This is a genomic window from Microbacterium oleivorans, assembly GCF_023715745.1.
GTDB lineage: Bacteria > Actinomycetota > Actinomycetes > Actinomycetales > Microbacteriaceae > Microbacterium > Microbacterium oleivorans_D.
Genome location: NZ_JAMBOV010000002.1, coordinates 391005 through 406039, shown reverse-complemented (window position 1 = coordinate 406039; position 15035 = coordinate 391005). Strand labels below are relative to the sequence as shown.

The 15035-nt window shown below is 72.7% G+C and carries 12 protein-coding genes; 9 read left to right on the top strand and 3 right to left on the bottom strand.

What is annotated here, in order from left to right; translation table 11 throughout:
* Positions 1-24 precede the first annotated feature (24 nt).
* From M3190_RS06755 to hrpA, 8 genes are all read left to right on the top strand, one after another.
* On the top strand, positions 25-1017 hold the full coding sequence (locus tag M3190_RS06755) for an AAA family ATPase (RefSeq protein WP_251579926.1): 993 nt from the start codon (positions 25-27) through the stop codon (positions 1015-1017).
* Positions 1014-2363, top strand: a complete 1350-nt coding sequence (locus M3190_RS15520) for a DUF58 domain-containing protein (RefSeq protein ID WP_251579924.1) — start codon at positions 1014-1016, stop codon at positions 2361-2363. Before M3190_RS06755 ends, M3190_RS15520 begins: the two co-directional genes overlap by 4 nt.
* Positions 2360-4849, top strand: a complete 2490-nt coding sequence (locus tag M3190_RS15515) for a transglutaminase domain-containing protein (RefSeq protein WP_251579922.1) — start codon at positions 2360-2362, stop codon at positions 4847-4849. The genes M3190_RS15520 and M3190_RS15515 overlap by 4 nt, the downstream gene beginning before the upstream one ends.
* A 48-nt stretch (positions 4850-4897) precedes the next feature.
* Positions 4898-6046: an FHA domain-containing protein gene (locus M3190_RS06740; protein WP_251579920.1), complete on the top strand. Its 1149-nt coding sequence runs from the start codon at positions 4898-4900 to the stop codon at positions 6044-6046.
* A complete protein-coding gene (locus tag M3190_RS06735; protein WP_251579918.1) occupies positions 6043-6888 on the top strand; it encodes a PP2C family protein-serine/threonine phosphatase in 846 nt (281 codons plus the stop codon). The genes M3190_RS06740 and M3190_RS06735 overlap by 4 nt, the downstream gene beginning before the upstream one ends.
* The gene (locus M3190_RS06730) at positions 6881-7369 is read left to right on the top strand and encodes a hypothetical protein (protein ID WP_251579916.1); all 489 of its coding nucleotides are present in this window, start codon (positions 6881-6883) and stop codon (positions 7367-7369) included. Before M3190_RS06735 ends, M3190_RS06730 begins: the two co-directional genes overlap by 8 nt.
* A 14-nt stretch (positions 7370-7383) precedes the next feature.
* Entirely contained in the window at positions 7384-8112 is a 729-nt protein-coding gene (locus tag M3190_RS06725) for a hypothetical protein (protein ID WP_251580420.1), read from the top strand.
* Positions 8113-8177: 65 nt separating this feature from the next.
* Positions 8178-12056 carry an ATP-dependent RNA helicase HrpA gene (gene hrpA / locus M3190_RS06720; protein WP_251579914.1) on the top strand — a complete coding sequence of 1293 codons (3879 nt, stop codon included), beginning with the start codon at positions 8178-8180 and terminating at the stop codon, positions 12054-12056.
* Positions 12057-12058: 2 nt separating this feature from the next.
* On the opposite strand, the gene M3190_RS06715 is transcribed toward hrpA, so the two are convergent.
* Positions 12059-13402 carry a M20/M25/M40 family metallo-hydrolase gene (locus tag M3190_RS06715; protein WP_251579907.1) on the bottom strand — a complete coding sequence of 448 codons (1344 nt, stop codon included), beginning with the start codon at positions 13400-13402 and terminating at the stop codon, positions 12059-12061.
* A 48-nt stretch (positions 13403-13450) separates the two neighbouring features.
* Between M3190_RS06715 and M3190_RS06710 the strand changes: the two genes are divergently transcribed.
* Positions 13451-14431 carry a Gfo/Idh/MocA family protein gene (locus M3190_RS06710; RefSeq protein WP_251579905.1) on the top strand — a complete coding sequence of 327 codons (981 nt, stop codon included), beginning with the start codon at positions 13451-13453 and terminating at the stop codon, positions 14429-14431.
* A 9-nt stretch (positions 14432-14440) separates the two neighbouring features.
* Here the strand turns inward: M3190_RS06710 and M3190_RS06705 are convergent, their stop codons facing one another.
* Together M3190_RS06705 and M3190_RS06700 are read right to left on the bottom strand one after the other, a co-directional pair.
* Positions 14441-14803 (bottom strand): PLD nuclease N-terminal domain-containing protein, encoded by a 363-nt coding sequence (locus tag M3190_RS06705; RefSeq protein ID WP_251579903.1) that lies wholly within the window; start codon positions 14801-14803, stop codon positions 14441-14443.
* Between the two features lie 90 nt (positions 14804-14893).
* Positions 14894-15034 (bottom strand): hypothetical protein, encoded by a 141-nt coding sequence (locus tag M3190_RS06700; protein WP_251579901.1) that lies wholly within the window; start codon positions 15032-15034, stop codon positions 14894-14896.
* Between the last annotated feature and the right edge of the window lies 1 nt (position 15035).

Below are 15035 nucleotides of genomic sequence, written 5' to 3'. Positions count from 1 at the left end.
GCCGAGCGATCCGAGAGGACCACGATGACGATCACCCCGGAGCAGGGCGCCTGGTTCGCCGACACCTTCACCAAGCTCGTGGACAACGTCGAACAGGTGGTGCTCGGCAAGCGGCACGTCATCGAGCTCGCGTTCACGGCGATGGTCTCCGAGGGGCACCTGCTCCTGGAGGACTACCCCGGCACCGGCAAGACCTCGCTCGCTCGTGCGATGGGCCGTTCGGTCCAGGGGACGAGCTCCCGCATCCAGTTCACGCCCGATCTCCTGCCGGGCGACGTCACCGGCATCACCGTCTACGACCAGCGGCGCGGTGAGTTCGAGTTCCATCAGGGTCCGATCTTCGCGAACGTCGTGCTGGCGGACGAGATCAACCGCGCGTCGCCGAAGACCCAGTCCGCTCTCCTGGAGGTCATGGAGGAGGGTCACGTCACCGTCGACGGCATCACGCGCGGCGTGGGTGTCCCCTTCCTGGTCGTGGCCACCCAGAATCCGGTCGAGCAGGCCGGCACCTACCGCCTGCCCGAGGCTCAGCTGGACCGCTTCCTGATGAAGACGTCGCTCGGCTACCCCGACCGTGCGGCCACGATCCGCATCCTCGACGGCTCCGGCGACGGCCCGCGCGAGGTCGGCCCCGTCATCACCCCGCAGGGGGTCGTGAGCATGGCCGACATCGCGCGCGGCGCTCACCTGGGCCCGCTCGTGCTCGACTACATCGCCCGCATCGTCGAGGCGACCCGCCTGGCACGGGAGGTGCGCCTGGGTGTCAGCGTGCGCGGAGCGCTCGCGTTGACGAAGGCCGCCCGCACCTGGGCGCTCGCGCACCGGCGTACCTATGTGACCCCTGACGACGTGAAGGCGCTGGCCGTCCCTGTGCTGGCACACCGACTGATCCTCGATCCCGAGGCGGAGTTCGACGGCGTCACGGCGGAGGCGGTCGTCGGTCAGGTCCTGCTCGACGTCGTGCCCCCCACGCAGCAGGAGCGCACCGCGGAGCGCGGTCAGCGAGAGAACGTGTGAGCTCTTCCACGGAGTCGCGCCTCACCCGGACGTCGGCGGCGACCGGGCACATCCGCACGGGCTTCGTGGCCGAGCGGAGCACCACGGTGCTCGCCGTCCGCGGTCTGCAGGGATGGCGCCGGCTGCGGGGAGCGGTCACCGGCATCGTGCGCTCCGTGGCCGACACGGTGTCGCCCGCGGGCTGGGTCGTCGTCGCGGTCGCGGCAGTCGGCCTCGTGGGGGGCGTGACCTTCGGCCTCCTCGAGTTCGCCGTCGCGGGCGCGGCGGCGGGGATCCTGCTCCTGCTGTCGGTCCCGTTCCTGTTCGGCGCCCGCGCGTACGAGGTCGCACTGCGCCTCGCGCACGACCGTGTCGTCGCGGGGACCACCGTCGAGGGGCGACTCGTCGTCACGAACATCGGACGCCGTACGGCGCTGCCCGGACGGGTCGACCTCCCGGTGGGCGACGGCCTCGTGGACGTCCACGTCCCGCTCCTGCGGCCACGGCACGAGATCGCCGAGACGGTCGCCATCCCCGCACGGCGGCGCGGCATCGTGACCGTCGGTCCCGCCCGCACGGTCCGAGGAGATCCTCTCGGCATCCTCACCCGCGAGGCGACGTGGCAGGAGACCCACACGCTGTACGTGCACCCCGTGACGACGCCGCTGCGGAGCACCGCCAGCGGCCTCATCCGCGATCTCGAGGGCAGCCCGTCCCGGACGATCGTCGACGCCGACTTCTCGTTCCACGCGCTCCGCCCCTATGTCCCGGGCGACTCCCCCCGTCAGGTGCACTGGAAGTCGACCGCCAAGACCGGCGCGATGATGGTGCGCCAATACGAGGAGACCCGCCGCTCCCGCATGATCCTGGTGCTGGCGCGCGGACAGGACGAGTTCGCCGACGACGACGAGTTCGAGCTCGCGGTCAGCGCCGCTGCGTCCATCGGGGTGCGCGGCATCCGCGACGGACGCGACGTCGACGTCGTCGCCGGTGCCGAGATCCCGGAGTTCGCCCGCGGCCGGATGCGGACCTTCCGCACGCTCACGACGATCTCGACACGGACCCTGCTCGACGACCTCGCCGGGATCGACCGCGGTGTGAATCCGAGCCCCCTCCGCGAGGTCGCGTCCCTCTCGGCTGCGCGCCACGCGGATGCCTCGATCGCCTTCCTCGTCTGCGGATCCTCCCTCACGCCGTCGCAGCTGCAGAGCGCCGCGCTCGCCTTCGGGACGGAGGTGGCCGTCGTCGCCCTGGTCTGCGCACCGACGGCGGAGCCGGGCATCCGGCGGCTCGGGAGCATGGCGGTCGTCTCCATCGGACTGCTCGAGGACCTCCGCCACCTCCTCGCGAAGGGCGCCCAGTCGTGAGCGCCGCGATCGAGCAGCAGAGCGCTCGGCGGACGGCTCGTCGGCCCCCACAGGCACCGTCGGGTGCGGGCTTCCTGCTCGGCCAGGCGCTCGTGCTCGATCTCGTCCTCGCCGTCGGCGCCGTCGCCACGTGGCCGATCTACCGCAGCACTGCGCTGATCATCGTGCTCACCGCCGGGATCGCGGCCGGTCACCTCGTCGCCGCCCTCGGCACGCGGTGGCGCTGGTCGGCGTGGTGGGTCGCCCTCGCCACCCTCGCCGTCTACGTCGCCATCGGTGTCCCGGTCGCCGCCACGGGCTCGCTCGCCTCCCCCGACGCCGCCCTGCGCGCGCTGGTGGACGTCGCGACAGCCCCCGTGACCGGCTGGAAGGACCTGCTCACCCTCGAACTCCCGCTGGGTTCGTACCAGGCGACCCTCGCTCCTGCCCTCCTCGTCTTCGTCGGCTGCACCGTCGCCGCACTGTCGATCACCTGGCGAGCCAGGAGATGGTGGATGCCGGCGGTCCTCGTCGCCCTCCTCCCCACCGCCTTCGGAGTCGCCTTCGGCGCGCGCGCCCTGTCCGCTCCGCTGCGCCTGGGCACCCTCGCCGTCCAGCCCGAGACCCTCGTCGGAGTCGGCGCCGTCCTGGCCGCCCTCGTCGCGGTGGTGTGGCGGTCCGACCACGATCGCCGGCGGGCACTGGCCACCGCGGCCGCGGCCTCGGGGGTGGCGCGAGGTCCGCGCGGTCGTCGCCGTGGCCTCACCGCACGTGTGACGACCGCGACGGGGATGGTGATCGCCGCCACCGCTGTCGCCGCGCTGTGGGGGCCATGGGCGCTGGCGGACCGGCCGCGCGAGGTGGCGCGCAGCGTCGTCGAGCCGGTGCTCGAACTCGAGCGTGCGCCGAGCCCGCTCGCGTCGTACCGGGCGTCCTTCGACGACGACCGGTACGACGAGGCGCTGTTCACGGTCTCGCCCGCGCAGGGCGTCGACCGGGTGCGCGTCGCCACGCTTCCCTTCTACGACGGACGCACGGTGCGCGCGGTCGCCCCGGACGCCGGTCTCACCGATCCGGCGACGGCCTTCACCCGCGTCCCGTCCCGACTCGATGCCGACGCGCCCGGCGAGGTCGCGGTGTCCGTCCGCATCCAGGCGGGCACGGGAATCTGGGTGCCCACGGTCGGCGACCTGCGCGCCGTGTCGTTCGAGGGCTCCCGGGCGGCCGAGCTCGCGGACGGCTTCTTCCTCAACGCCGCGACGGGCGCCGCGATCGACATCGCTGATCCGGCCCCCGCCGACGGGGACGCGTACCGCCTGGTGGCGTCGGTTCCGGCGGAGGCCGAGCCGGTGGCATCCCTCACCCCGTCACGCAGCGGCCCCGCCCTGCCCGCCGAGGTCGTGCCCGCCTCGCTGACCGAGTGGATGGACACGCAGAACGCGGGAACCGGCGGCGCGGCGCTCGACACGCTTCTCGACCGACTTCGGAGCCGGGGGTATCTCAGCCACGCGCTGCTCCTTCCGGGCGGCGATGCGCCGGCCTGGTTGCGAGACCTCGGGGAGGCGGGATTCCAGCCATCCCGCGCCGGCCACTCCACCGATCGCATCGGCGCGCTCTTCACGCAGCTGATCGAGCGTGAGTCGAGCTCGCCGGACGGCTCCGACGCCGACCTCGTGGCCGCCGTCGGCGACGACGAGCAGTTCGCCGTCGCGGCCATGCTCATCGCCGACCAGCTCGGGTTCGACGCCCGCGTCGTGGTCGGAACCCGACTCGCCTCCCCCGAGGGACTGCCCGTGTGCGAGGACGGTGTCTGCCGCGGCGGCGATCTCGCGGCCTGGGTCGAGGTGGCGGATGCGGCCGGGCGATGGGTCCCCGCCGACGTGACCCCCCAACACGAGAGCTTCCCCTCCCCTGATCTCGAGCAGCGCCGCGACCCCGAGAACCCGACACAGGTGCGCCGGGACGAGGCCGAGCCCGTGCTCCCCGCCGACGCCTCGCCCGCCGACGGCGAGCGCAGCGAACCCGAGTCCACCCCGCAGGAGGCCGATCTGACGGCGCTGTGGACCGCGCTGCGGATCGGCGGCGTCTCGCTCCTCGCGCTCGTCGTGCTCGTCGGCCCCCTCGTGACGATCCTGACCGTCAAGGCCCTCCGCCGCCGTGGCCGACGGCGCGGCGACGTCGCGGCGCGGTTCACCGGCGGGTGGGAGGAGTACGTCGACACGGCGGTCGACCACGGCTACACGGCGCCCGCGCACCTGACGCGTCGGGAGCTGGCGCGCCTGTTCGCCGGCGGCGCTGAGGACGCGGCCGGTGTGCGTCTGGCGACCTGGGCGGACCGGTCCGCCTTCGACGTCGCTCCACCGAGCGCGGCCGAGAACGACGAGTTCTGGCGGATCGTGGCCGCCGAGCGCGCGCGCTTCGCCGCGGAGAAGGGCTGGTGGGCGCGGCTGCGGGCGCGGCTGTCGCTGCGCTCCCTGGTGCCGCGCCGACGCGCGGGGCGCCGATAGGGTGTGCGGTGCGGGATCGACGGAATCGATGACGGAGGACGAGCACAGATGCAGAGCGTGATCACGGAGGTCCCTGTCGCGGCGGAGGTCGCAGAGGCGGCCGGGGCCGCGGCCGGCGTCGCCGTCGCCGCGCTCGTGTTCGCCGTCGTGCAGCTGATCCTGGCCGCCGGCCTCTACGTGTGGACGGCTCTGGCGCTCGGCGCGGTCTTCCGCAAGGTCGACCGCCCCGCCTCCCGCGCGTGGGTTCCGGTCCTCAACCTCTGGATCCTGTTCGAGGTGGCCGGGATGAAGGGGTGGTGGGCGGTCGTGCTGATCGGCGGCGGCCTCCTCACCGCCGTCCTGGCCTCGGTCACCAACGCGTTGTTCGTGGCGTCCGCGCAGAACGCCGCCTTCGGCGGCTCCGGCGGCGACGCCGCGGGCGCACTCCTGGGCGCGACGCTCGTCCCGATCCTCCTCCTCCTCGTCTTCCTCGCGGCCGCCGTCGTCCTCCTCCTCCGGATGATGGGACCGTTGAACCGCGGTTTCGAGCGTGGCGCCGGGTTCGTCCTGCTCGGGGTCGCACTCCTCCCCGTCTGGGCCTCCGTCATCGGCTGGGGATCGGCGCGCTGGCGGGGGCTGTCACGCCCCGGCCTGCCGCCGACACCGTTCGCCGACGACCCGCGGCCCGCGCGCTCGGCGGCATCGGCCCCGGCGGACACGGCCGCGTTCGCCCCACCCGCCTCGGCCCCCTCCCCGGCAGCCTCCCCCGCCCCGGCCTGGTCGCCGCCGTCGCTCGCACCCGCCACGCCCGCCGCGCCGCCCGCGGCCCCCGCCGCGTCCTGGCCGACCGGCACCGAGGTCGAGGAGCAGACGGTCATCGCCGCGCACCGACGCCCGGCCGCGTCGCTGCGCCTTCCGAACGGGCAGACGGTCGCGCTCGCCGGCGATCTCGTCGTCCTCGGGCGGAACCCGAGTCCGCCGGCCGAGGCCCCCGGTGCCCATGCCGTCGCGGTCGACGACCCCACGAAGACGATCTCGAAGACCCACGCACTGCTCCGCCGCGACGCCGGAGGGTGGAGCATCACCGACCTCTCGTCGACGAACGGCGTGATCGTCGGCGACGGCGACAGCGAGATCGCGGTGGGCACGGCGGTCGCCCTCGCGGGCCGGTTCCTCCTCGGCGACGCGGAGCTGTTCCTCGACACGGGGGCGAGATGACTTCTGATCGGTCGCCGCACGTCGACGTCATCAGCGGCGCACTCACCGACACCGGCCTGCGACGTCGGGTGAACGAGGACGCACACCTCGCGAGCTACCCGGTCTTCATCGTGGCCGACGGCATGGGCGGTCATGAGGCCGGCGACCGTGCGGCCGCGGCCGTGGTCGACGCATTCCGTGGGTTCGTGGGACGCAGCGACGTCGCGCCGGAGGAGGTCGCCGAGGCGGTTCACGCCGCCCATCGCGCCGTCGGGGTCATTGCGCGCGGCACGACCCGCGGCGCCGGCTCGACCCTCACCGGCATCGTCGCGGTGCAGCACGACGGCGAGCAGCGGTGGCTCGTCGTCAACATCGGCGATTCCCGCGTCTACCGCCTGATCGCGGAGCGGCTGGAACAGCTGACGATCGATCACTCCATCGCGCAGGAGATGGTGGATGCCGGGCGCCTCGCACGCGAGGACATGTCCTCGTTCGAAGGGCGCAACGTCATCACGCGCGCCGTCGGCGGCGAGCGCAGTCCGGCCGACTTCTGGCTGCTGCCGGTGGTCACCGGCGAGCGCCTCCTCGTCTGCTCCGACGGCCTGTCCGGGGAGATCACGGACGAGGCCATCCGGGCGGGACTCCTGAGCGGTGCATCGCCGGCGCAGACGACCGGTGCGCTCGTCGCCCAGGCCCTGGCTCACGGCGGACGTGACAACGTGACGGCGATCGTCGTCGACGTGGTGGGCGGCGGCATCCACCCCCGTCTCGAGGACACGACGGGCGGGCTCGTCACGAGCGAGCCCGCGACCGGCACGATCGAGGTGGAGACCGTGCCGTCGCGACGGAGACGCCATGACTGACCCGCTGGACGACCAGAGCCGTCACGCGCCCCGCACACGCCGCGAGCTGCGTGCGGATCGCGAGGAGGCGACGCGCATCGTGGCCCGCCGCACCGGCTCCGCTCCCGACCCGACGGCCGGTTCCGAGGACGAGACGCTGATCGCCGATCGGCGCACGGACGACCCGACCCGCGCGACGGCGAGGCCGCTCGTGCCCCGGCCCACCACCGGGGGCACCGCCATCGCGCACGGGCGGGCGGACACCCCGCGGACGGCCTCGGCGCCGGGCACGCTCGTGTCCCAGTCCGTCTATGGGCCCCGTCGCGTCGAAACGGGCCCCGCCATCGTGCGGACGGACATCGCGGCGCCGCCGCTCACGCCGTCCGCGCCGCCGAGGCGGACCCACGGAGGCATCCTGCTGCTTGTCGCCCTCGCAGGGACGGCGATCGTCGCCGCCGCCGTGTGGGGCATCGTCGTGATCGTTCAGGGGGGAATCGGATGACGGAGGACATCGAGATGACGGCCGAGACGGAGGCCGCCGAGCTCGGCATCGAATTCTGCGGGGATTGGTTCCATCCCACGCCGGGCGAGACGTTCTCGATCGGTCGCGATGCGGACCTCGTGATCGACACGAACCCCTACCTGCACCGGCGGCTCCTCGAGATCGAGTCCTCGCAGGGGATGTGGTGGCTGACCAACACGGGACGATCGATCTCGGTCGCCCTCGCCACCGCCGACGGTGCGTACCAGGCGATGCTCGGTCCCGGGACACGGGTGCCTCTGGTCTTCCCCGAGCTCGTCGTCATGTTCACCGCGGGCGCCTACACGTACGAGTTCACGATCCGCAACGGCTCCGCCCGGTTCACCGGCAGGATCTCGGCCCTCGAGGGCGACAGCACCGACGGGGGCACGACGATCGGCGCGGTCCCGATGACGGCGAGCCAGCGCCTGCTGCTGATCGCACTGTGCGAACCGATCCTGCGCGGCGGGATGATGGGATCCAGTCAGATCCCCTCGTCCGCGAAGGCGGCGGAGCGCCTGGGGTGGCCGCTCACGACCTTCAACCGCAAGCTCGACAACGTGTGCGACAAGTTCGACCGCGAAGGCGTCCAGGGCCTCCGCGGCGGCGCCGGCAAGCTCGCCACCAATCGCCGCGCGCGGCTGGTCGAGCACGCCGTGCTCTCGCGCCTCGTGACGGCTGCGGACCTGCCCCTCCTCGACGCCCCGCAGACCGCCGACCGCTGACCGCCGGTCCGCGGACGGGCGGGCGGCGACCGCCGGCATCCGGCCGCGCGATAGCATCGAAGGCTGTGTCCGCACCCGTCCCCGTCATCTCGTATCCCCCGGAGCTGCCCGTCAGCGCCGCACGGGACGAGATCGCGCGCGCCATCGCGGAGCATCAGGTCGTCATCGTCGCCGGTGCCACCGGTTCGGGCAAGACGACACAGCTGCCCAAGATGTGCCTCGAACTGGGCCGCACCGGCATCGCGCACACCCAGCCGCGGCGCATCGCCGCCCGCTCCATCGCCGAGCGCCTCGCCCACGAGGTGCAGGTGCCGCTCGGCGGCGCGATCGGCTACAAGGTCCGCTTCACCGACGAGGTGACCGAGGCCACGCAGGTCACGCTGATGACCGACGGCATCCTCCTCAACGAGATCCACCGCGACCGGCTGCTGCGCCGCTACGACACCATCATCGTCGACGAGGCCCACGAGCGGTCGCTCAACGTGGACTTCCTGCTGGGCTACCTCGCCCGCATCCTGCCCGAGCGTCCCGACCTGAAGGTGATCATCACCTCGGCGACGATCGATCCCGAGAGCTTCGCGGCGCACTTCGCGGCGCCGGGCGCGGACAGCGAGCGCGTGCCTGCGCCGATCATCGAGGTCTCGGGCCGCACCTACCCCGTCGAGATCCGCTACCGCCCGCACGACACCGAGTCCGAGGACGACGTCGACGGGCTCCTCGCCGCACTCCGAGAACTCGACCGCGAGCCCGACGGCGACGTGCTCGTCTTCCTTCCCGGCGAGGCCGAGATCCGCGACGCGATGGATGCCGTCCGCGGCCTGTACGCGAAGGACGCCCGCCCCACCGAGGTGCTGCCCCTGTTCGGCCGGCTCTCGTCCGCCGAGCAGCACCGCGTCTTCGAGCCGTCCTCGGTCGCGGGCGTGAGGCGCCGCGTCATCCTCGCCACGAACGTCGCCGAGACGAGTCTGACGGTCCCCGGCATCCGCTACGTCGTCGACACCGGCACGGCGCGCATCTCGCGCTACAGCGTGCGCTCGAAGATCCAGCGCCTGCCGATCGAGGCGATCTCGCAGGCGTCGGCGCAGCAGCGCTCCGGCCGCGCCGGGCGCACCTCGGCGGGCATCGCGATCCGTCTCTACGGTGAGGACGACTTCGCGGCTCGTCCCGAGTTCACCGAGCCCGAGATCCTGCGCACGTCGCTCGCCTCCGTCATCCTGCAGATGCTCTCGCTCGGATTCGGCGACGTCACCGAGTTCCCGTTCCTCACGAAGCCCGACAGTCGCGGGGTGAAGGCGGCAGTCGAGCTCCTGACCGAGTTGCGCGCCGTCGCCGGCCGCACGGGGGCCCTCCGGCTCACCGGACTCGGCCGCCGCATCGCACGCCTGCCGATCGACCCGCGCTTCGCACGGATGCTGCTCGAGGCCGAGAAGCTCGGGGTCTCACGGGACGTCCTCGCGATCGTCGCCGGCCTGTCGATCCAGGACGTACGGGAGCGCCCCGAGGAGCGGCGGGAGGAGGCCGACCGGCTGCACGCGCGGTTCGTCGATCCGACGAGCGACTTCCTCACGCTGCTGAATCTCTGGAACCACCTGCGCGAGCAGCAGCGCGAGCTCGGCTCCAGCGCGTTCCGGCGCCTGTGCCGCAGCGAACACCTCAACTACGTCCGCGTCCGGGAGTGGTTCGACGTGCACCGGCAGCTGAGCACGCTGTCGCGTTCCGGGTCGCCGAAGGACACCCCGCGGCAACCCGCGGGCGCCGCCGACCCCGACGCGCTGCACCGCGCGATCCTGTCGGGGCTCCTCTCCCACATCGGCATCCTCGACACGCGCTCGGTCACGACCGATCCCGCCAAGAAGAACGCTCGCAAGCCCCTGCCGCAGTACCGCGGCGCGCGGGGCGCCTCGTTCGCGGTCTTCCCCGGCTCGGGACTGCGCAAGGCCTCCCCCGACGCCGTCATGGCCGCCGAGCTCGTCGAGACCTCGCGCCTGTTCGGTCGCACCGTTGCGGCGATCGACCCCGCCTGGGCCGAGGACCTCGCGGGCGACCTCGCGCACCGCAGCCTCAGCGATCCGCACTGGTCGAAGGATGCCGGCGCCGCCGTCGCGGCGGAGAAGGTGACGCTCTTCGGCGTCGAGCTCATCCCCCGCCGCCGGGTGCAGCTCGCCCGCCGCGACCGCGATCTGGCGCGGGAGCTGTTCCTGCGTCACGCGCTCGTCGAGGGCGAGTGGAACAGTCAGCACCTCGACAAGCGCCTGACCGCGTTCGAGCGTCGCAACGGGGAGCTCCGCCGGCAACTCGAGCGCATCGAGGAGCGGGAGCGGCGCCGCGACATCCTCGTCGGCGACGAGGCCGTGTACGCCTTCTACGACACGCGGGTCCCGCACGACGTGTTCGACGTGCGTTCCTTCGAAGCATGGTGGCGCGAAACCCAGCCGCGCACCCCGAAGCTCCTCGACATGACGGAGGCGGACCTCCTCGGCGAGGCCGCACGCACCGACGAGCGCGACTTCCCCGCCCGCTGGCGACAGGGCGATCAGGTGCTCTCCGTCGCGTATCGCTTCGAACCCGGAGCCCCCGACGACGGCGTGAGCATCGTCGTGCCGCTCGCCCTGCTCGCGCAGCTGCGGCCGGACGGATTCGACTGGCAGGTCCCCGGCATGCGCGACGAGCTCGTCACGGCGCTCATCAAGGCGCTCCCCAAGGCGATACGCCGACACGTCGTCCCCGCTGCGGACTGGGCGGCGACCCTCGGCGACGAGCTGCGCGGCTCGGGCCCCGAGGACACCGACGGCCTCCCGGCCTCGTCGCTGCGGGCGGCATTGGCCGCGCGCATCCAGCGGGTCGCCCATCAGCCGGTCACCGAGCGCGACTTCGACCTCGACCGGGTTCCCGCGCACCTCACGGTCTCGTTCCGCGCCGTCGACCAGCGCGGTCGCACGGTGGCGTCGTCCCGCGACCTGCGCGCGCTCCAGGACCGCCTCGCCGGCCGAGCCCGGGAGTCGGTGGCCCGGTCGCTCACCCCGACGAAGGGGCCCGCACCGTCGGCATCCCCGTCGGCAGCCGTTGCGGCCGCGAGCGCGCCGATCGAGCGCACGGGCATCACGACGTGGGACGTCGGCGACCTGCCCGCCGTCGTGGACACGAAGGTGGCGGGCGGTGTCGTACGGGGCTACCCCGCCCTCGTGGACACGAAGGATGCGGTGTCGCTGCGCATCGAGGCGGCCGCCGAACGGGCGGCCGAGCTCACGCGGGCGGGCGTCCGCCGTCTGCTGCTGCTCGCCGTCCCCTCCCCCACGGCCTACGTCATGGATCACCTGACCTCGCCTGAGAAGCTGGCGCTCGCGGCGTCGCCCTACCCCTCGGCGAAGGCCCTGATCGAGGATGCCCGGGTCGCCGTGGCCGACGCCGTCATGGGCGAGACGGTCATCCGCACGGTGGCCGGGTTCGAGGCCGCACGCGACGCCTTCTCGCGCCGTATCGTCGACGAGCTGTTCCAGACGGTGTCGCTGGCAGCCCGCATCCTCACCCTGCAGCGCGACGTCGAACGCGCGGTCAAGAACCAGAACTCGATGACGCTGCTCGCGGCCCTCGGCGACGTGAAGGGTCAGCTTGCGGCGCTCATCCACCCGGGCTTCCTCTCCCGCACCGGCACCGACCGCCTCGCCCACCTGCCCCGATACCTGCAGGGGGCGAAGGAGCGGGTCGACACCCTGGCCGACAACCCGGGTCGCGATCGTCAGCGGATGACCGAATACGAACGGGCCGCCGCCCTGTACGCGGATGCCGGCGGCACGCTCCCCCTTCCGTCCGGCGCTCCTGCGCACCTCGCGCACGCGCGCTGGCTGCTCGAGGAGTTCCGGATCAGTCTGTTCGCCCAGCGCCTCGGCACCGCGGAGCCCGTCTCGCTGCAGCGCATCTCCAAGGCGCTCGCGGAGCGCGGCTGAGGTCAGCTCGCCCGCAGGAGATCGCGGTAGAACCCGATCCCGCGCAGCCACGACCCGACCCGGATGCGCTCGTCGTGCGAGTGGAGGGCCTCCCGCTCGGCGCGCGTCAGATGGAACGGTGTGAACCGATACACGTGATCGCTGATCGACGTGAACCACCTGCTGTCACTCGCCCCCAGCTGGATGTAGGGCGTCGGGAGGACGTCTCCGCCGAGCGCGGACGCCGTCGCGGCGGCGAGGCGGTCCCACGCGGAGCCCGACCACGGCGACACCGGCGAGGGCTCCGACGCCGACTCGACCTCGACCTGGATGTGACGGTCGCCGATGACGCGACGGATGCGGGCGGCGGCCGACGCCGCGGTGTCCCCCGGCAGGAGGCGCACGTTGACGCTGGCGCGGGCGGAGGTCGCGAGCACGTTCACCCCCGCGGCGCCGGAGAGCTCGGTCACCACCGCGGTCGTCCGCACGAGGGCGTTGAGCTCGGGGCCGAGACGTGGGAAGACCTTCGCGAGAAGTCTCCCGGTGACGCCGATGCTCGCGAACACGGGGCGGAGGGGTCCTGAGGTGTGCGGGGCGACGGTCTCGAACATCGCGCGAACGGGCGGCACCAGCCGGGTCGGGAAGGGGCGCCGGTGGAGTCTCAGGACGGCACGCGCGAGTCGCGCGGTCGCGGGATCGCGAGGCGGTGTCGACGCGTGCCCGCCGAGTTCCCGGGCCGTGAGGCGCACCGTCATGACGCCGCGCTCGGCGACACCGATGACCGCGGTGGGAACCTGCACCCCGGGGATCGCGCCCTCCACGACCGCTCCGCCCTCATCGAGCACGAGCGACGGGTGCACGCCGCGCTCGCCCAGCACCGCGACGATCGCCTGCGCGCCGTCGCCGGCGATCTCCTCGTTGTGGCCGAAGGCGAGGTAGACATCGTGTCGCGGCGTGAACCCCTCGGCGACGAGGGCGTCGACCGCCTCGAGGATCGCGACGAGCGAGCCCTTGTCGTCGACCGCGCCGCGGGCGTGAATCTCGGCCTCCTCGCCGGCCCCGACCGTCTCGGCGGCGAACGGGGGGCGCGTCCACTCCTCTGCCACGACGGGCACGACGTCGATGTGGGCCATGAGCACGAGCGGAGCCGCGGCATCCGTCCCGCGCCAGCGGTAGAGGAGCGAGTACCCGCCCACGATGTCGCGCTCGAGCACGCCGTGGAGGGAGGGGTAGAGCCGGGCGATGGCGTCGCGGAAGGCGACGAACGCGGTGTCGTCGGCTGCAGGGTCGTCGGTCGGCATCGACACCGTCGCTATCCGCAGCAGCTCGCGGAACCGCCCCACGGCGGCGGCGTCGGTTCGGGTCACGATCCGACTCTAGATCGGGCCCGCCGCCCACGCCGATAGGCTCGGGACATGACCTCTCTTCGCTGGGGAATCCTGGCCACCGGCGGCATCGCGCACGCCTTCACCTCCGACCTGAAGACCGCCGGCCGTACGGTGACGGCGGTCGGGTCGCGCCGGCTCGAATCCGCCCGGGAGTTCGCGGAGAGATACGCGATCCCCCGAGCCCACGGCTCGTACGAGGACCTCGTCGCCGACCCTGAGGTCGACATCGTCTACGTCGCGACACCGCACAGTCATCACCTCGCCGGTGCCGCCCTCGCGCTCGAGCACGGCAAGCACGTGCTCATCGAGAAGCCGCTCACCCTCGACGCCGACCAGGCCGTCGCGATCCGCGACCTCGCCGCCGACCACGGCCTCCTGGCGATGGAAGCGATGTGGACGCGCTACCTTCCGCACATGGTGCGCCTCCGCGAGATCCTGGCGGACGGTGTCATCGGCGAGGTCCGCGTGGTCAGCGCCGATCACACGCAGAACATCACCGACGACCCGACGCACCGGCTCAACGACCTCTCACTCGGCGGTGGCGCGCTCCTGGACCTCGGGATCTATCCGATCTCCTTCGCGTGGGACGTCCTCGGAGCGCCCGCCGAGATCCGCGCGACGGCGCAGCTGGGGAGCACGGGAGCCGACACCGACGTCGCGATCGCCATGGTGCACGCGGGCGGCGGCGTCTCGTCCTTGCTGACGTCCTCACGTGCCGCGGGCGCCAACGCCGCGCAGATCGTCGGAACGGCGGGGCGCATCGAGATCGACGGCGTGTTCTACGCGCCCACGACCTTCCGCGTGTTCGACCGCGAGGGAGTGGTCGTCGAGGAGTTCCGCACCGAGATCGAGGGGCGCGGGATGCAGTTCCAAGCCCTCCACGCCGAACAGCTCATCTCGCAGGGCCGCACCGACGGCGACATCCTGCCGATCGACGAGAGCGTCGCGATCATGGGCACGCTCGACGAGATCCGTCGGCAGATCGGCGTCGTGTACCCGCGCGGCTGAGCGGCGGTCTCAGGCCGGGTCGCCGATGTCCCGTCGGCGGCGGGCGAGTTCGGCCCGCAGCCGCTCCTCCTCGATCTCGCGTTCGAGGTCGGCGAGCTGCTGCTCCGTCGAACGCGCGTCCCGGGGTCGCACCGGAGCGGCCGGCGGCTCGGTCGCCCACGGGGCGAACTGCGGCGGACGACTGACCTCGCGGCGGGGGTACTCCCGGCCGATCGCGAACCACAGCACGGTGCCGAGGAACGGCAGCAGGATGACGACGAAGATCCAGACCGTCTTGGGCATGTGCTTCACGAGACTCTGGTCCCGCGTGATGATGTCGACGAGCGCGAAGATCATCCCGGCCAGGACGACGAGCGAGACCAGATAGGGCATGGGCCCGAGTCTATGAGCGGGCGATGAACGACCGCATCCCCTCTTCCACGGGAGGAGGAGGGGATGCGGTCGGCCGGCGAGCGGGCTGATTCAGCCGGTGGTCAGGGCACCGATGAGGCCGCTCACGACCATGTAGAGACCCACGGCGCCGCCGCAGATCCACATCGTGATCCGCGCTGTCGTGGGGCCGGGACGGTCGAGGTCGCCTCCCGAGGACATCTGCTTCGCCATC